The organism is Dickeya fangzhongdai, from assembly GCF_002812485.1.
GTDB lineage: Bacteria > Pseudomonadota > Gammaproteobacteria > Enterobacterales > Enterobacteriaceae > Dickeya > Dickeya fangzhongdai.
On record NZ_CP025003.1, the window covers coordinates 2,863,822 to 2,880,926 of the forward strand.

The 17,105-nt window shown below is 58.2% G+C and carries 13 protein-coding genes; 5 read left to right on the plus strand and 8 right to left on the minus strand.

Annotated features, from left to right (window positions below; translation table 11 throughout):
• The first annotated feature begins 289 nt into the window (after positions 1-289).
• From guaD to CVE23_RS12810, 3 genes are all read left to right on the plus strand, one after another.
• Positions 290-1,606 carry a guanine deaminase gene (gene guaD, locus CVE23_RS12800; RefSeq protein ID WP_100849678.1) on the plus strand — a complete coding sequence of 439 codons (1,317 nt, stop codon included), beginning with the start codon at positions 290-292 and terminating at the stop codon, positions 1,604-1,606.
• A 293-nt stretch (positions 1,607-1,899) separates the two neighbouring features.
• The gene (locus CVE23_RS12805) at positions 1,900-3,714 is read left to right on the plus strand and encodes a bifunctional diguanylate cyclase/phosphodiesterase (RefSeq protein ID WP_100849679.1); all 1,815 of its coding nucleotides are present in this window, start codon (positions 1,900-1,902) and stop codon (positions 3,712-3,714) included.
• Between the two features lie 251 nt (positions 3,715-3,965).
• Positions 3,966-5,654 (plus strand): methyl-accepting chemotaxis protein, encoded by a 1,689-nt coding sequence (locus tag CVE23_RS12810; RefSeq protein ID WP_100849680.1) that lies wholly within the window; start codon positions 3,966-3,968, stop codon positions 5,652-5,654.
• A gap of 97 nt (positions 5,655-5,751) precedes the next feature.
• Here CVE23_RS12810 and CVE23_RS12815 read toward each other — a convergent pair whose 3' ends face one another.
• A complete protein-coding gene (locus CVE23_RS12815; RefSeq protein WP_225622588.1) occupies positions 5,752-6,741 on the minus strand; it encodes an alginate lyase family protein in 990 nt (329 codons plus the stop codon).
• Between the two features lie 914 nt (positions 6,742-7,655).
• On the opposite strand from CVE23_RS12815, the gene CVE23_RS12820 reads away from it, so the two are divergent.
• Complete coding sequence (locus CVE23_RS12820) at positions 7,656-9,200, plus strand: methyl-accepting chemotaxis protein (protein ID WP_038919334.1); 1,545 nt, start codon at positions 7,656-7,658, stop codon at positions 9,198-9,200.
• Positions 9,201-9,263: 63 nt separating this feature from the next.
• Here the strand turns inward: CVE23_RS12820 and CVE23_RS12825 are convergent, their stop codons facing one another.
• Positions 9,264-9,533 carry a hypothetical protein gene (locus tag CVE23_RS12825; protein ID WP_049854518.1) on the minus strand — a complete coding sequence of 90 codons (270 nt, stop codon included), beginning with the start codon at positions 9,531-9,533 and terminating at the stop codon, positions 9,264-9,266.
• A 328-nt stretch (positions 9,534-9,861) separates the two neighbouring features.
• Positions 9,862-10,548 carry a metallophosphoesterase gene (locus CVE23_RS12830; protein ID WP_038919336.1) on the minus strand — a complete coding sequence of 229 codons (687 nt, stop codon included), beginning with the start codon at positions 10,546-10,548 and terminating at the stop codon, positions 9,862-9,864.
• Positions 10,549-10,649: 101 nt separating this feature from the next.
• Here CVE23_RS12830 and CVE23_RS12835 point away from each other — a divergent pair, with 101 nt between their 5' ends.
• A complete protein-coding gene (locus CVE23_RS12835; RefSeq protein WP_038919337.1) occupies positions 10,650-11,924 on the plus strand; it encodes a chloride channel protein in 1,275 nt (424 codons plus the stop codon).
• A gap of 53 nt (positions 11,925-11,977) precedes the next feature.
• Here the strand turns inward: CVE23_RS12835 and CVE23_RS12840 are convergent, their stop codons facing one another.
• From CVE23_RS12840 to CVE23_RS12860, 5 genes are all read right to left on the minus strand, one after another.
• Positions 11,978-13,579, minus strand: a complete 1,602-nt coding sequence (locus CVE23_RS12840; protein ID WP_038919339.1) for an ABC transporter substrate-binding protein — start codon at positions 13,577-13,579, stop codon at positions 11,978-11,980.
• Positions 13,580-13,672: 93 nt separating this feature from the next.
• Positions 13,673-14,356 (minus strand): ABC transporter ATP-binding protein, encoded by a 684-nt coding sequence (locus CVE23_RS12845; RefSeq protein ID WP_049842425.1) that lies wholly within the window; start codon positions 14,354-14,356, stop codon positions 13,673-13,675.
• Complete coding sequence (locus CVE23_RS12850) at positions 14,349-15,197, minus strand: ATP-binding cassette domain-containing protein (RefSeq protein WP_038919341.1); 849 nt, start codon at positions 15,195-15,197, stop codon at positions 14,349-14,351. Before CVE23_RS12850 ends, CVE23_RS12845 begins: the two co-directional genes overlap by 8 nt.
• Complete coding sequence (locus CVE23_RS12855) at positions 15,184-15,990, minus strand: ABC transporter permease (protein ID WP_225622688.1); 807 nt, start codon at positions 15,988-15,990, stop codon at positions 15,184-15,186. Before CVE23_RS12855 ends, CVE23_RS12850 begins: the two co-directional genes overlap by 14 nt.
• 59 nt (positions 15,991-16,049) lie before the next feature.
• Entirely contained in the window at positions 16,050-17,090 is a 1,041-nt protein-coding gene (locus CVE23_RS12860; RefSeq protein WP_049842424.1) for an ABC transporter permease, read from the minus strand.
• Between the last annotated feature and the right edge of the window lie 15 nt (positions 17,091-17,105).

A 17,105-nucleotide genomic window follows, 5' to 3' on the forward strand; every position in this document is an offset into this window, starting at 1 on the left:
CGTGTTTTAACCACTCCCGTACGCCTCGTGTCGGAAAAACGTATTATTGACGCTGACCGCCGTCGGCTTTTAGTATCAAACTGCTTTTGCTGATTTTCAGTCAATTGCCGCGTCGATGCCCGTCTTACGGTTGTTAACGCCGCAAGGGATGAATCCTGCCGTGACGATGGTGCCCTTCCCCCCTTCACCATCAAAAATCAGACGCAGACACCGCTTTGATTAACACGGGTTCAGGAAAAGAATGATGGGTATAACCCCTGTTTTCCTGTCCTCAGCAGGGAGAACACCGATGACGGAATCCATCCGCGCTTACCGCGCCAGTTTGTTGCACTTTGTCGCCGACCCGTTGCATGACCCGCAGGCCACTCGCTTTATCGAAGACGGCCTGCTACGGGTGCGCGATGGGCGTATTCAGGATGCCGTGCCGTATGACAGCCTCACCGAGGCCGAACGCCGGTCCATGACGGTGATCGACTATCGCGGCCGGCTGCTGATGCCGGGATTTATCGATACCCACATCCATTTTCCGCAGACGGAAATGATCGCCTGTTACGGCGAGCAGCTGCTGTCCTGGCTCAATACCTACACCTTTCCCACCGAGCGCAAGTTCGCCGACGAGAATTACGCCCGGGAACGGGCCGCGTTTTTCATTCAGGAACTGCTGCGGCACGGCACCACCAGCGCGCTGGTCTTCGCCACCGTGCACCCGCAGTCGGTTGACGCGCTGTTCAGCGCCGCCGAAGCCAAAAACATGTGCCTCATCGCCGGCAAAGTCATGATGGACCGTCATGCGCCGGACTATCTGTGCGATACCGCGCAGCGAAGCTATGACGAGAGCAAGGCGCTGATTGAAAAATGGCACCACCGCGGACGGTTGCGCTATGCGGTCACGCCGCGTTTTGCGCCCACTTCCACCCCGGAGCAGCTGGCGCTGGCGGGTCGCTTGTTGCGGGAATACCCGGATGTGTATCTGCATACCCACCTCAGCGAAAACCCGGATGAAATCGCCTGGGTCAAATCGCTGTTTCCCGAGCATCGGCATTATTTGGATGTCTACCATCACCACGGTCTGACCGGACGCCGTTCGGTGTTTGCCCATGCCATCCATCTGCAGCCTGACGAAGTCCGCACGCTGGCGCAAAGCCAGTCCGCCGTGGCGTTTTGCCCCTGTTCCAATCTGTTTCTGGGCAGCGGCCTGTTCCGGTTGCACCCGCTAAAAGCGGCGGGGATCCGCATCGGGATGGGCACCGACGTCGGCGCCGGCACCAGCCTGTCGCTGCTGCAAACCCTCAGCGACGGCTATAAAGTGCAGCAGTTGCAGGGAGAAAAACTCTCGGCGCGCGAAGGGCTGTACCAGGCCACGCTGGGCAGCGCCGCCGCCTTGTCGCTGGACGATCGGTTGGGTAACTTTCTGCCGGGCAAAGACGCCGATTTCGTGGTACTGGACTGGGCCGCCACCCCGCTGCAACAGTTGCGCCAACAGCAGTCTACCTCGCTGGACGATCGGCTGTTCGCCCTGATGATGCAAGGCGACGACCGAAACATCAGCGCTACTTATGTACATGGCGAATGCGTCTATACCCGTCAAACGCCAGATGACAAGTGAGTCGGCTTTCCCGCCCTCCGACTGATTTAAGGGTACCGCTACGGGCCGCACGCCGCGGCGGTATCGCATTCAGTCCGGCATGGCGGAGATAAAACACACCAGCGTTTTCACCAGAAAGTGATCTATTGCACATTTCGCCCAAAAAAATCGCGCTGCGATATGTCGCTTACCGATAACTGTCCTTGAATAATATCGGACAAGCGCTCAGGCCAACGGCGGGATGGCGACATCATCTGGGCTCTGCTCCTTGCAGAGCGTGCAGCAATCATCACCAGGTACCATAAGGTTTCGTCATGACTTCCCCATGCCATCGTTGTAGCGAAGAACAGCAAGACATCCTCGCGCGCATGCTGAATATCTTTGACACACAGCCCGCCGAAGAGCTCCCTCGCCTGACGCGTATTACCCGCACCTTTTTTCAGGTAAAAAGCGTGGTGATCTCACTGGTAAACAATGAACGGCAATGGTTTCTGTCGAAGGCCAATTTTCCCCGTAAGGAACCGGACATCGAGTTTTCCTTCTGCGTGCATACCGTGAACGCCAACGCGCCGCTGGTCATTCCCGATACCCTGCTGGACGAGCGCTTCGCGGCCAATCCGATGGTCACTGGCAATGACCCGATTCGTTTTCACGCCGGCTACCCGCTGCGTTCCTCGCTCGGCACACCACTTGGCGCGCTGTGCCTGTATCACCCCCAGCCGCGCGCCTTCAGCGATGAAGAAATGCAGCAACTCAGCGATCTGGCGTTTATCGTAGAAACCGTGTTGCATAAGGTGGAGATGCAGGCGCGCGAAGCGATCGCCCGGGAAAGGCTGTATCAGTCGGATTACATCAGTCAGCAGATTTTCTCCCGCGCCGCCATCGGCCTGGCGCTGATAGCCCCGGACAAACGGCCGCTAAAATTCAATCACGCGTTCTGCGATATGCTTGGCTACGACGAGGAAACGCTGCTGACGCTGCCGGTGGATAAAGTAGTACACCCGGACGACATGCCCCAACTCATCAGCGATCATGATCTGCTGATGGGCAGTAATCTGCTGGAGAGCACCCAGCAACGCCGCTATATCCGCGCCGACGGCAGCGAATTGTGGGCGCAGGTCTCCATTTCGGTGCTCTACAATCCGGATGGCGGAAAATTCGGCCTGTTGCTGGCGCTGACCGATCTTAGCGATCAGAAAGCGTCCGAACAGGCGTTGCGCAGCCTGAGTCTGGAACTGGAGCACCGGGTGGAACAACGCACCGCCGAACTGCGCCAGAGTCACCAGTTTATTCAGGACATCACCGATCATATTCCGGCGATGATCTCCTGCATTAACCCGAACAACGTACTGGTTTTCGCCAATCGCCACCTGCGCAAACTGATGGGTCATGAGCATGACACCCTGTACCAACGTGATATCGGCGAGATCTTCCGCCCCCAGGAACTGGCACTGTTTCTGCCTAAACTGGAAGAGTCGCGGCAAAAACAGCTTTCTCTATCATTTGAACATGTGCTGGATATGCCTGATGGGCAACTCACCACGTTTCACACCGAACTGGTGCCCGCCGAATCGCCGGAGCTCGGCACCTACATTCTCTCTACCGACATCACCCACCTTACGGTATTGCGCGACCAGCTGGCGTTCGAAGCCAATCACGATCACCTGACCGGCCTGCCCAACCGGCGGGCGGTCATCAGCTACCTGAACCGGCAGGCGGGGAAAAAGCGGCGCGGCGCGCTGGCGCTGCTGTTTTTTGATATCAACAACTTCAAATACTATAACGACTGCTTCGGCCACGATTTTGGCGATCGGGTCATCAAAACCTTCGCCCGCCTACTGCGTCAGAATACCCGTTCCTACGACTTTATCGGTCGTCTGGCGGGCGACGAATTCCTGATGGTGATTCATGAGCAGCGCAATCTGGCCACCGAAATCCGCGCCATCACCCAAAAACTGAAAGCGAAGATTGAAAAACCGATCACCATTCGCCAGCAGACCATCACGCTATCGGCCAGCGTGGGGCGCGCGATTTTGCCTCAGGGGGCGCCGCTTAACGCCAACGAGCTGATTCGTCAGGCGGACACCGCCATGTACCAGGCCAAACGTCGCCACGTTTCCCCATCCTGATTCGACCGGATAATGACTTTTAATTTGCCATAAACAGTAAGCCGATTTGCCGGAATGAGAATAATGAAAAACTATAAAAAGAATTACTTCCGGTGAATCATTCCGTTTATTTCTCCTCAACGCGTTAATCCGCCTGACCATTATCCTATAAGTATTTCCTGTGATGAAAATCACGTTTTTTTTAAAGTTCTCACTTTTTATTGCCGATGGCTTTTTTACCGACGTCATTATTCATTTATCGAGAGCGAGCCATGTTCAGGAATATAAAAATTGTCACCGGGCTATTTTCATTACTGCTGGCCTTAAGTCTGCTGCAGCTGGTCAGTTACGGTTTTTTCTTCGGCGCCATGAAAAGTGACAGGAATAACTTTGTCGTCGCGCAAACGCTACGCAAGCAAAGCGGGGAACTGAACGCCTCCTGGATTGCGCTGATCCAGACGCGCAATACCATGAACCGCGCCATCGCTCGGATGATCATGGAAACCAACAATATTCCCAGCGCCGGGAAGTCCGCCGATCTGATCGATGTCGCCAATCAATCGCTGGCAGAGGCGGATAAACATTTCGCCGCTTACAGCCAGATTCTGCCCCTGCCGGTACAGGACGCCGCGCTGGCAAAAAATATTAACGAGAATTACCAGGCATTACGCAGCGTGCTGCAACGCATTGTCGATCTGATCAAAACACAGGATGTCAAAACGATTCAGGCCCTGCCGACCCAGAAAATGCAGGACGCATTTCAGCAATCCTTTGATGCGTATTTCCGCCAGAACGACGCGCTGAATGACAGCGCGGTCAGCGACAGCGGTCAGAATTACCATTACAGTATTATCGTCATTGCCGTGTGCGTGTTGATCCTGTTTTTCGCTACCACCAGCGCCTGGGTATATATTCGTCGGGTTCTGTTGCAACCGTTAAATCGGGTCATTACCCATTTGCACCATATTTCCACGGGCGACCTGACGCAGTCGCTGCAGATTCAGGCGAAAAACGAAATCGGCCAGTTGGCGGACAGCGTTCGTCACATGCAGCACTCGCTGACCGATACCGTGGATAAAGTGCGGGTGAGCGCGCATGAAATTTATCGCAGCGCCAGCGAAATCGCCGGCGGCAACAGCGATCTGTCCTCCCGTACCGAGCAACAGTCCGCCTCGCTGGTGCAAACCGCCGCCAGCATGGAACAGCTGACCGCCACCGTAAAACAGAACGCCGACAACGCCCGTCACGCATCCCAGCTGGCGCGCGACGCGTCGGATACCGCCCACAAAGGGCTGCAGGTGGTCGATGACGTAGTCAGCACGATGGGACAAATCAGCGGCAGTTCGCAGAAAATCAGCGACATCACCGGGCTTATCGACAGCATCGCCTTTCAGACCAATATTCTGGCGCTGAACGCCGCGGTGGAAGCGGCGCGCGCCGGCGAACAGGGCCGCGGCTTTGCGGTGGTGGCCGGCGAGGTGCGGAGTCTGGCCCAGCGCAGCGCCGACGCCGCGCGCGAAATCAAGGGACTGATCGAGGATTCGGTCAGCCGGGTGCGCGAAGGGTCGGTCCTGGTCGGCTCCGCCGGGGAAACCATGGGCGATTTGGTGAAAGCCGTTACGCGCGTCACCGACATCATGGGCGAAATCTCCTCCGCGTCGGAAGAACAAAGCCGCGGCATCGATCAGGTCAGTCAGGCCGTCAGCGAGATGGATCGCGTGACACAGCAGAACGCGGTGCTGGTGGAACAGTCCGCCAATGCGGCGATGTCGCTGGAAGAGCAAAGCGACCATCTCAACCGCGCGGTGTCGCTGTTCCGGCTCCATACCGCCGCATCGCCCGCCGCCGCCAGAACCGCACCGGCCGCCATCACGCCGTTAGCACCGCCGCAGTTGCCCGCCAGCCGCAGCGTGGCGGCCGCTGGCGCCTACAATACCGCCAGCCACTGGGAAACGTTCTAACCCGCGGCCGCCGACAAACGCGACATAGCAAAACGGCCCGCGTACCGGCTATCTTGCCGGTACGCGGGCCGTATCCTCACGCCATACACGCTGACGGTTATTGCACCAGCGTATACATCAGGGTGCCGTAGCCAAGGTGATCAAATCCGCCGCTATTCGGGCCGTAATCACCGCCGCCGCCTTCCACCCGTACTTTTTCAGCGAACGCCTTGATATTCGGCGCATTCAGTTTTTTCAGTACCACGTAGTGGTTGTAAAGCATTTCCCAGGTCGGGCGCAGAGTACCGCGCCCGGTGGGGGAAATTACCGTCTGCACGATGCCGTCGCTATTGCTGTAAGTCGTATAGGGCACGTCTTTGCCGAGGTTGTAAGCCGCCACGTATTCCGCGCCTTTCAAAATACGATTGTCGGCGTAACCGAACAGGTCATCCCCCTGACTCCAGGCCATTTGCGCCAGCGAACCGACCAACCCCACCGCCAGCGTGGCGTGCCCCTGATCGCGACCGCTCTCCTGCATCTGCCCCACATTGGCCTCCGGATACAGCTTCCAGACCAGATTGTTGATGGCGCCGTTGCCGCTGCCGGTTTTGAAATAACCGATGGCTTCGTTGTAGATATCGCGGTTGTCGGTCAGTACCCCGATAGCCAGAATGGTGTTCATCTGCGCCAGATCCCAGTTCGACCAGTAGTGATCGATGCGGGCGTTGTTATGGCGGACCAGAAAATCATGGCAGAGCGGATAGAACACTTTCAGCATCATGGTACTGAACCGGTTGAAATCAGCCTGTTTCCAGCCGCGGTAATCACGCACCAGTTCAGCCGCATTGGCCAGTTCATAGCCGTAAATTCCGGCGGCCAGATAGCGGTCGCTGGTGCCGCGAATATCTTTCAACGTGGACGACCAGGCATTAAGGATTTCCACCGCCTTGTCGGCATAGGCGACATTGCCGCTCAGCTTCCAGCGCAGTGCCGGCGCAACGGCCGAGACCAGCAGCGACAACGTCAGCAGACAACGGAGAGACCGGTTTATCCGATCCCCCCGGCGATACAGTGAACGCCATAAAACACGTATGGAGATAAACAGCATGGTGAGATCCTTCTGATTTGCTGAGTAATAGAGTCTGCGCCGGGTAAGCCGCCCGACTAGCCCGCTCTGCGGCGCAACAGCCGCCCATAGACCAGCGGCGCACGGCGCGCGTCGACGATTGGCTTGACGGCACGCTCGCATCACCTTGCAGTCAGGCGCGGCCAGCCATCATAGAGCATATTCTGGTGCGATATCCTTTAATAATTCATGACGACGCAGTGGGGGCATACCATTGCGCCACAGCTGCCAGCGCTTATTGGCCGCCTTAAATAAGCCATAGACCAGAGCAACATGATTCCGTTTTGCCTTTCTTTGCTATCAAAAACTCCACCGATAGCCGTTACCTCGTTTTATTTTCATCGCCACATGCGATAGCGCATGATTATTTTCTGCGGAAAATGAAATTCTCCGGACAAATGCTAAATTTAAAATGATATCGGATCAGATAGCCCGTATATCTCCGTTATCATTAAGTTGCAAAAGCGTTAACTGACGCGACTGCCGACTTTTCACCGCGGGATAGTAGGTATATATCGCCGGCCTTTTGGCGGGGACCTACCGGTGCGTGAAGGGAAAAAACACAATTCATTGTTCTGCATGATCATTTTTACAAACAGGGAGTTGACCGCCATGTAAATAAAAACGGTTTTCATTAAAAACACGCTTTACCTTTCATTCACGTCTTTGTCGAGAAAATAGTTATCAGCCAATAAATAGTTATCAGCCAATAAATTGTTATGCCCCAAATAATGCGAGTTGCAGGAAGGCTGAACGTGGTTTGCCGCGGCGAGTCCCGTGGAGAAGTTGAGTAATAAAGCCAACGCGCCTGCAACATGAAGTATGACGGATATATGCCTTTTCAATGCGACATACCTTGAAGTCCAGATTAAAAATAATCCTCAAGAGGACCTGAAATGCGCAACAATCAGCCAGTCACACAGCGGGAATACGTTTTCGATAAGGATGCCACACTCATGTCGGTCACCGACGTGAACAGCCATATTGTTTATGCTAACGATGCCTTTATTCAGGTGAGTGGCTTCGAACCCGACGAAATCGATGGTCAGCCGCATAATTTTGTACGCCATCCGGATATGCCGGTCGAGGCTTTCCGGGACATGTGGCAAACACTGAAACATCAGGAGCCCTGGACCGCGTTAGTCAAGAACCGGCGCAAAAATGGCGATCACTACTGGGTGCGGGCCAATGCAGTGCCGATTGTGCGTCAGGGTCGTACGACCGGTTATATGTCCGTACGCACCCAACCTTCTCGTCAGGAGGTGGACGCGGCGGAAAAGCTGTATCAGACGATGCGCACCGAAGGTAACAACCTGAAGCTGCACCGAGGGGTACTGTTTCGCACCGGCCTGACAGGGCTGTTTTCGCGCCTGAAGCTGATCTCCATGCGCTGGCGGCTACGCGGGTTGATCATGCTGACGGCGCTGATCAGTTACGTCGCTTTCTGGATGATTCATGGCGAGTTTGACTCTGACTTTTATATTTCCAGCTCGTTTATGACGGGCATGATGCTGCTGCTGGATGCCTTACTTGAATGGCAGTTGATCAAACCGATCGAAATGGTTAAGCAGCAGGCGCTGAATATCGCTACCGGCAACGCCAACACCATTGATTATGAAAACCGCGCCGATGAGATCGGTACGATTCAACGCGCCATCGGGCAACTGGGGCTGATGTTCCGCTGGCTGGTGGACGACATCAGCACGCAGGTGTTGAATATTCGCTCCGCCAGCGACGAACTGGCCAGCGGCAGCGAAGAGATGAACAGCCATGCCGAACGCACCGCCGCTAACGTGCAACAGACCGCCGCCGCCATGAACGAGATCAACACCACCGTGCAGACCAATACCACTACCACCAGCGAAGCCAGTCAGCAGGCCGCAACCGCCTGCGATGCGGCTATCAGCGGCGGTCGGGTGATCGGCGAAATGGAAAAGACCATGGACAGCATTGTCGCCAGTTCGGAGAAAATCGCCGGTATCACCTCCATCATTGATAACATCGCGTTTCAGACCAACATCCTGGCCCTGAACGCGGCGGTGGAAGCGGCCCGCGCCGGCGAGCAAGGCAAAGGGTTTGCCGTCGTGGCCGGTGAAGTGCGTAATCTGGCGCAACGCAGCGCCAGCGCCGCCAATGAGATCAAACAGCTGATCGAATCCAGCGTCGCGCAGGTTCGTTACGGTTCCACCCATGTCAGGGACGCCGGCGACAGCACACAGAACATCGTGGCAAGAGTAAACAGCGTCAGCCAGTTGATTTCGCACATTGCCGATTCAACCAAAGAGCAAACGGTCGGGCTGTCTGAAATCGGCCGGGCGGTGGAGGAACTGGAACAGATTACCCAACAAAACGCCTCGCGGGTGAATGCCTGCGCGCAGGCATCAGACCAACTCAATCTACAGGCACACCGGCTGGAACAGGCATTGCACGTATTCCGATAAACCGTTCCCGGCAACGCGCCCTGATGATGACCTCAGGGCGCGTACCATTGGCGTTGTCATGCGTTACTGCGCGCGTTCGCCGTTTTCTGCGCGCCAGCGCGCCACCCTCTCTTTCGTGACCTCTTCTTTATAACAGAGTGGCGCCGCGCCCCCTTTGCGGCTCCAGGCGCTGCGTCCGCCGCAACGGCTGCCGTTTCTGGCCGAGCTGTACGGGCAGGCGCAACTCCCCGAATAATCGGCAATCGACTCTTCAATAATAATTTGTCTGATCTGATTATCGCTCAAACGGGTATTTTTCGCGTCCGCCGTGGCGGCGAATAAAAAACATGACATGCAGAATAATTGGAAAAGATATTTTTTCACGACCCTATCCTCGCCTGGGAAAATGCAGATACCCCCAATAATTCGGGTTGCAGGACAACACGCCGCGTTGGCCCTTCAGCGCAAAGTCTGTCTGGAGCGGGCGCGTCAGGGCGCCTGCAATCTGACGTATGGCGGGTATACAACGGTTCTTATTTATTGCTCACGCATCGATTCGAATTGAAAATCCGAAGTATTAATAATAGACCGCTTTATTTAATCAGCCGGGGATAAATAGCCCTGTTGGTTTATTTTCCCTGACGCCTGTTTTTCATTCTTCGTCCGTCTTTACGCTGCGCGCTTATTCGCTAGCGCCGCTCTGAATACAGCGTAACGTCAGTTCACCGCCGAACACGGCGCCGGTATCGATATACTGCAGATTCCAGCATGTCAGCACCTGTCGTAACGGCGTATGCCCGAACAGGAAAAGGTCCGCGCCGCTAATCGGCCCGCCGACGCCGGCCAGCGCCTGGCTGATCCGCTGCCGGTTCCATAACACCTGTATCCAGGGCAGCGGCTGGTCAAATTGATAGCATTCCGCCGGGTAATCCGCATGCGCCACCACCGTGCGCCGGCCGGCGGTCTCAACCTCGATGACATACGGTAACTGCGCCGCCAGCGCCAGCAGCCGGCGGGCCAGCGTCTGACGCTCGTCATCCAGCCGGAAAAACCAGTCGCCGCCGTTGGCTCGCCACAGCGGAATCCGTGCGGTATCGTCCAGCGCGTCCAGCGCCATCTGCTCGTGATTGCCGCGCACCGCGCGAAACCAGCGCTGCTGCAACAGATCAAGACAGGCGAGACTCTGCGACCCGCGGTCGATCAGGTCCCCCACCGACACCAGCAGGTCGCGCCCGGTATCAAACCCGGCCTGCTCCAGCGTCGTCATCAGTTGCCGGTAACAACCGTGTACATCGCCCACCACAAAGATATGACGCCAGTCGGCGCCGGTAATGCGTTGATAGGCCGACGGTTGTCGTTCGCTCGTCATGATGCCGCCCTCCGTCGCCGCAGTGCTGCACTGTGACCCGCTGTTGAGGTACAGTCAGTATAATGCGGCAATGCTGTTTTCCAGACCTGATGTGAGCCTGTATGTCCGAGACTATTTCCCTGCGTATTCGTTTTGTCATCGCGCTAACGTTAACCGGCGTGCTGGCCGGCCTCGGCGGCATGCTGCTGGCGCTGCTGCTTCATGCCATTCAGCATCTGGCCTATGGTTACAGTCTGGACCATATCATCAGCGAAGAAAGTTTTTTACAGGGCGTTTCGGCGGCGGAGCCCGCCCGGCGCTTTATGGCTTTGCTGATCGGCGGCGTGGTGGCCGGTCTGGGCTGGTATGCGCTATACCGCTACGGCCGTCGGCTGGTGAGCATCGCCTCGGCATTGCAGGCGGAAAAACCGGATATGCCGGTAAACGATATGCCGGTAAAAGAAACCCTCATTCACGCGTTGCTGCAGATTGTTACCGTGGCGCTGGGTTCGCCGCTGGGGCGGGAAGTGGCGCCGCGGGAACTGGGAGCGCTGGCCGCCAATCATCTCAGCCGTGCGCTGCGCATGACCCCGGATGATACCCGTTTGCTGATCGCCTGCGGCGCCGGCGGCGGCCTGGCGGCGGTGTATAACGTGCCGCTGGGCGGCGCGCTGTTTGTGGTCGAAGTATTGCTGGCGCGCGTTCAGGTAAAAACCAGCCTGGCGGCGCTGCTGACCTGCTCGCTGGCGGCGCTGGTGGCGCGCGTCGGTCTGGGCGACGAGTATCAGTACCACCTCAATCTGCCGCTCAACGTGTCCGGCGATTTAACCGTCTGGGCGTTGCTCACCGGGCCGGTATTCGGGGTGGCCGCCTGGCTGTTTGTTCGCCTCACCCGTCACGCCCGGCAACATTCGCCGCGGAACGCCCGCCTTATCATCACCAACCTGCTCAACTTCACCCTGCTGGGATTGCTGGTGATCATCCTGCCGCAACTGGCGGGCAACGGCAAAGGCCCGGCGGAACTGAGCTTCACCAGCCAGTTGCCGATACTGCTGGCATTGCTGCTGTTGGGCTGTAAGGTACTGGTGCAATGGAGCAGTTTGCGCGCCGGCGCGCAGGGCGGCCTGCTGACGCCCGGTCTGGCCAACGGCGCGCTGCTGGCGGTGGCGTTGGGCGGCGTCTGGTCGTGGTTCTTCCCGCACAACCAGCCGGGCGCCTACGCGGTGATTGGCGCGGCGGCGTTTCTGGCGACCTCGATGAGAATGCCGGTCACCAGTCTGGTGTTGATCATGGAATTTACCCGTATCAACAACGACTTCTTCGTACCGATGGCGCTGTGTATCGCCGGTGCGGTCAGCACCAACATGCTGATTGAAAAAGTGACGTCGCCGTCCTGACGGCCCTCATTCGCTGCTCGTTTCCCATCAAGCCGGCGGCAGGTTGGCGCGCCTCACGGCGATGCGGGCATCTCAGCCTTCACCTTGATAATCTCATCAAAATAGAGCATCGAATTGGCGATGCTCTGCCGGACATTCAATATCGTATTGCGCACCGCCACCAGCCGGTTGCCCTGCAGCATCACCACGAACGGCGAGTTTTCCCTGACCGCCTGCTGCAATTGCAGGTAGATGTCGCGTCGCGTTTGTGGATCGCGCTGGGCGGCGGCAGCGTTGGTCAACCGGCTCAACTCCGGAATTACCCAGCCCAAACGGGCCGCCAGCGTACCTGGGGTATCCGGCTGGTTGAGGGCGAACGCGCTGGCATTGCTGCTGGAGTCAATATAGTCCGGCCCCCAGTAGGTGAATACCGCCTGAAAACGCCCGCGGCGCATGCGCGTCCAGAGTTCGCTCTCCACCACCGTCTGCACGTCGATATAGATATCGGCGCGGGCGAAACTGTCCTGCAACGCCTGCGCCACCTCGACATAGGGCGGCTGGTTGGCTACCAGCAGCGTAAACCGGCTGCCCGGCGCGATCCCGCCGTCGTGCAATATGCTCCGGGCCTTATCCACATCAAGCCGGAACGGTTTCTCCATTGCCGCGCCGTCAAATCCCAGCGGCAGGAAATTCTGATGCACCCGGAATTGCCTTTTCAGCAAGCGATTGGCGATGCCCTGATAGTCGACCAGCCAGCGCGCCGCCTGCCAGAAAGCGGGCTGCCCCAGAAACGGCGCCGTGCTACTGCGGGTGTTGAAACCCAGATAGTAAATTTTCGCCCCCGACGCCAGATTCACGTTGATGCCCGGCTGATTTTCCAGCGCGCTGAATTGGTCCGCGCCCAGATCGAAGGCGACGTCGACGTCGCCCTGCAGCAGCAACAAACGGCGCACGCTCGGGTCCGCCACGTCTTTCAGAATCACCTGCGCCAGCGCGGGCTGGCGGCGCGCATACGGGTTACTCTCCAGCAACAATGCCTGCTGCGGCAGATAATGGCGAATCTGATAGCTGCCGCTGCCCGCCGAGCGGCTTCTCAGCCACTGATTGCCAAAATCACCGCTGTCGCTGTGTTTCTCTACCAGCTTGCTGTCGACAATCAACGCCACGCTGGCCGATAACAGGCGTAATACCAGTTCGCTGCCGATATCGCTGGTCCAGCGGATCTCCAACTGATGATCGTCGATTTTCCGGAACTGCCCGTCAATATTCGCCGACATCCACCCCAGTTCATTCAGAATGAACACCGGGGTTTTGTTGAGTTTTACCGCCCGGGTCAGCGAATAGATGACGTCATCGGCCAGCACCGGATTACCGGAGGCGAATACGGCGTTGGGGTCAAGGGTAAAAATCAGGCTGCGCCCGTCGTGGCCTTCGCGCCAGGCAAGCGCCAGATCGGGGTTCAGTTGGGTGGGTTGATTACGATCGCTCGCCACCAGCCCCTGGTAAAGCGAGGCAAGGCAGCTGTTGCTGACGGTTTCGAAACTTTCAGCCGGATCAAAACTGATGATGCCATTCAGAGAGATAGCCACCACCAGCGTATTATCCGGCGTCAATGCCTTCACCGGCGGGCTGGCCATCAGGGTCAGCGTCAGCAGAATGGCAAACCATGCCTTCATCGTTTTTATTCCTCGGTATCACTGCATCAGCGCGAGGATCTGTTTACTAGAAATTCGTCTGCGCCGCCAGACGGCAACGCGTAAAAATTCCATTCAGCGGGGATGCAGCCGCCCTTCCTGTATCCACACCATGCGGTCACACATATGCTCCATCACATTGCAGTCATGGCTGACCATAATAATGGTCATCTCCTCCGTTTCCCGCCAGCGATTGAGCAAATTGAGAATACGCGCCTGCCCGACCGTGTCCAAGGCCGACGTCGCCTCGTCCAGCAACAGCAGTTGCGGACGCAGCAACAGCGCACGCAACAATGCCATTTGCTGACGTTGCCCGCCGGACAGTTGATGGGGATAGTTATCCAGTAAGCGGCACGATAGGCCGACCTGATCGGCGCCCTGCGCGAGCCGCGCATCGATATCCGTCACGCCCATCAACCGCAAAGGGTCGCTCAGGGTTTTACGCAGACTGTGTCGCGGGTGCAACGACGCGTAAGGGTCCTGAAACACCATCTGTACCTGACGCCGCAGAACCGCATCGAACGATCGGCCGGGGTGTACCGACTGATCGAGCAGCGTCATGCTGCCAGACCAGTGAGGGTTAAGCCCCGCCAGCGTCCATAATAACGAGGATTTCCCGCTGCCGGACGGCCCTGCCAGCCCAAAACACGCCCCTTGCGCCACGTTGAAACTGGCGTCATGCACCACCTCATGGCGCTGGTAACCCTGCCAGTGGGCCACGCTGACCTGCTGCAGCATCACCGCCATAGGCTCATGCATCACGCGGCTCCTCCGGCTCGTCCGCTGCTGTCGGTAGCGCCTGCCCGTGGGTATGCTTGCCCGGTCGGGCTTGCCACAACGTTCGGGTGTAAGGATGCGTCGCATCCGGCAAGCGCGAGGCGGCCAGTTCATCCACCAGTTTCCCCTGACGCATCACCAGTATCCGGGCGCAATGATGCACTACCAGCGGCAAATCATGGCTAATCAATAAAAGGCCCATGTGATGTTCGGCCAGCAGGTGATCGAGCAACGACAGCACCTGCACGCGGGTTTCCCGGTCCAGCGCAAAAGTACGTTCATCGATAATCAATAGATCCGGCTGGGTGATCATCGCCATCGCCAGCATGACCCGCTGCGCCATGCCGCCGGAAATCTGGTGGGGATAGCACGTCAGTACCCCGCTGGGTTCCGCCAGACCGACCGCATTAAGGCTTTCCAGCACCCGGTCGCGCCGTTCAGAACGCGACAGGCTTGTGTGCAGCCGCAGCGGCTCCGCCATTTGCCAGCCGATGGTGCGCATCGGGTTGAGCGCGTGTTTCGGCCCCTGCATCACCATCGCCATGCGCCGACCGCGCCACTGCCGCCATTGCCGCGGGCTGAGCTTCAGCAAATCCTGCCCGGCCAGTTCAAGCCGCTCGGCCTGCATTCGACATTCGGGCGGCAGCAACCCCATCAGCGCCCAGGCCAGCAGCGATTTGCCCGCGCCAGACTCCCCCACCAGCGCCACCCGTTCGCGCCGCATGCTGAATGACAGCGGTTGCACCAGCGTTTGCGAGTCGCCGTTATGGCGCCGAATCGACAGATTTTCGACCTCAAGCAGCCAGGATTCAGCGTTTGTCATAACGGGGATCCAGTCTGTCGCGCAATGCGTTGCCGAGCATATTAAAAGTCAGGCTGGTGAGGAAAATAGCCAGCCCCGGCATGGTGGCGACCCACCACTGCTCAAGCATCACGCTACTGCCTTCCGCCACCATTGCGCCCCACTCCGCCATCGGCGGCGGCGCGCCCACGCCGAGAAACCCGAGCCCGGCCGCCGCCAGAATCATGTTGCCCGGCGTCATGGCCGCCCGCGTCAGCGCGCCGGGCAGGCACAACGGCAGCACATGGCCGTACATCAGCCGCCATCCGTCGATACCTTGCATACGGGCGGCAGCCAGAAACTCGCTGTTGCGTAGCGACATGGTTTCAGCCCGCGCCTGACGGGCAAACTGCGGCCAGGCGGTCAACGCCAACGCCAGTGCGCCGTGCAGCAACCCTGTGCCCAACACCGCCACCAGCGCCAGCGCAATCACCAGCCCGGGTAATGCCAGCATGATGTCGGTCAGCCGCATCAGCAGCCGATCGACCCAGCCGCCGAGATAACCGGCGCCTACCCCGATCAGCAGCCCGATGGGAATGGTGATCACCAGAATCAGCGCCACCATTATCAGCGCCGGGCGAGTGCCATAAATCACCCTTGAGAGCAGGTCGCGGCCGAAGCCGTCGGTCCCCAGCCAGTGGTCCGGGCCGGGCGGCTGCAGGCGATGCATCACATTTTGACTATAGGGGTCGAACGGCGCCAGCCAGGGAGCGAACAACGCGAGCAGCGTCAGCAGGCTCAACATCACAATGCAGACATTGAGGCTGTTCAGCATCGACGTGCGGCGCGTTGGCCGGCGCGGCTGGCGGTCGGTATAGAATGCATGTCGCCGCCTCATCGTGTTCGGGGGTCCAGCAAAAAGATCAATGCATCCGCCAGCGCGTTGAGCAGAATGAAACAGACGCCAATCAGCAGCGTCGCCCCCAGCACCGCCGGGATATCGGCGGCAAACAGCGCGGTGGTCAGATAGCGCCCCACGCCCGGCCAGGAGAATACGGTTTCCACCAGGATCGCGCCTTCCAGCAGGCTGGCGTAAGACAGCATCAGCACCGTTACCATCACCGTCTGAATATTCGGCAGGATATGAAAAAACAGGATGCGCAGCGGACTGGCGCCCATCGCGCGGGCCAGCGTCACGTACTCTTTGCCGCATTCTTCCAAAATAGCGGTGCGCAACATGCGGGCGATGCTGGCCATCGACACAAAGCCCAGCACGCAGGCAGGCAGCCACAAATGCGCCAGCGCGTTGCGAAACATCGCCAGATCGCTGTTCCAGCCGCCCAGCAGTACAAACCCGGTCGGCAATTCCGCCGAGTACTGATAAATATCATCGAAGCGCCCCGGCCCCGCGGACCAGTGCAGCACGGCATAAAACAGCAACAGACTCAACAGACCGATCCAGAACACCGGTACCGAATAGCCCAGCAGCGTAACGCCGCGCACCAGATAATCCAGCACCCCGCCGGGCTTCAACGCCGACAGCAGCGCCAGCGTGACGCCGCCGCCAAACCCAATCACAATCGCGCAGGTCGCCAGTTCAAAGGTCGCCGGAAAGGTACGCAGCAAATCCTGCAGCACCGGCTGCGCGGTGGTGCGTGATACGCCGAAATCGCCTTGCAATAGCGCGGAGAGATAGTGCCAGAATTGCAGCCACATCGGCTGGTCCAGCCCCAGTTGCTGACGCACCTGGCTGTAGGTAGCGTCGCTGGCATGTTCACCCGTCACGGGCAAAGCCTGATCGATCGGCGCCAGATGGGTTAACAGGAAGGTAAAAAACAACAGACCCAACAGCGTCAGGCACAATGAAAGGAAACTACCCAGCACTTTACCGGGACGCGCCGCAGTTCCCCATATCTGTTGATAAAATGGACTCATTGACGGAGGCCTTGT

What these genes read in the sequence shown, in the direction of transcription:
- CVE23_RS12825 (WP_049854518.1), bottom strand. Translation starts at nt 9,533, where the DNA reads ATGTCATGTTTTTTATTCGCCGCCACGGCGGACGCGAAAAATACCCGT.
- CVE23_RS12815 (WP_225622588.1), bottom strand. Translation starts at nt 6,741, where the DNA reads ATGCTGTTTATCTCCATACGTGTTTTATGGCGTTCACTGTATCGCCGG.
- CVE23_RS12830 (WP_038919336.1), bottom strand. Translation starts at nt 10,548, where the DNA reads ATGACGAGCGAACGACAACCGTCGGCCTATCAACGCATTACCGGCGCC.
- CVE23_RS12860 (WP_049842424.1), bottom strand. Translation starts at nt 17,090, where the DNA reads ATGAGTCCATTTTATCAACAGATATGGGGAACTGCGGCGCGTCCCGGT.
- CVE23_RS12850 (WP_038919341.1), bottom strand. Translation starts at nt 15,197, where the DNA reads ATGACAAACGCTGAATCCTGGCTGCTTGAGGTCGAAAATCTGTCGATT.
- CVE23_RS12820 (WP_038919334.1), top strand. Translation starts at nt 7,656, where the DNA reads ATGCGCAACAATCAGCCAGTCACACAGCGGGAATACGTTTTCGATAAG.
- CVE23_RS12810 (WP_100849680.1), top strand. Translation starts at nt 3,966, where the DNA reads ATGTTCAGGAATATAAAAATTGTCACCGGGCTATTTTCATTACTGCTG.
- CVE23_RS12805 (WP_100849679.1), top strand. Translation starts at nt 1,900, where the DNA reads ATGACTTCCCCATGCCATCGTTGTAGCGAAGAACAGCAAGACATCCTC.
- CVE23_RS12840 (WP_038919339.1), bottom strand. Translation starts at nt 13,579, where the DNA reads ATGAAGGCATGGTTTGCCATTCTGCTGACGCTGACCCTGATGGCCAGC.
- guaD (WP_100849678.1), top strand. Translation starts at nt 290, where the DNA reads ATGACGGAATCCATCCGCGCTTACCGCGCCAGTTTGTTGCACTTTGTC.
- CVE23_RS12855 (WP_225622688.1), bottom strand. Translation starts at nt 15,990, where the DNA reads ATGCTGAACAGCCTCAATGTCTGCATTGTGATGTTGAGCCTGCTGACG.
- CVE23_RS12845 (WP_049842425.1), bottom strand. Translation starts at nt 14,356, where the DNA reads ATGCATGAGCCTATGGCGGTGATGCTGCAGCAGGTCAGCGTGGCCCAC.
- CVE23_RS12835 (WP_038919337.1), top strand. Translation starts at nt 10,650, where the DNA reads ATGTCCGAGACTATTTCCCTGCGTATTCGTTTTGTCATCGCGCTAACG.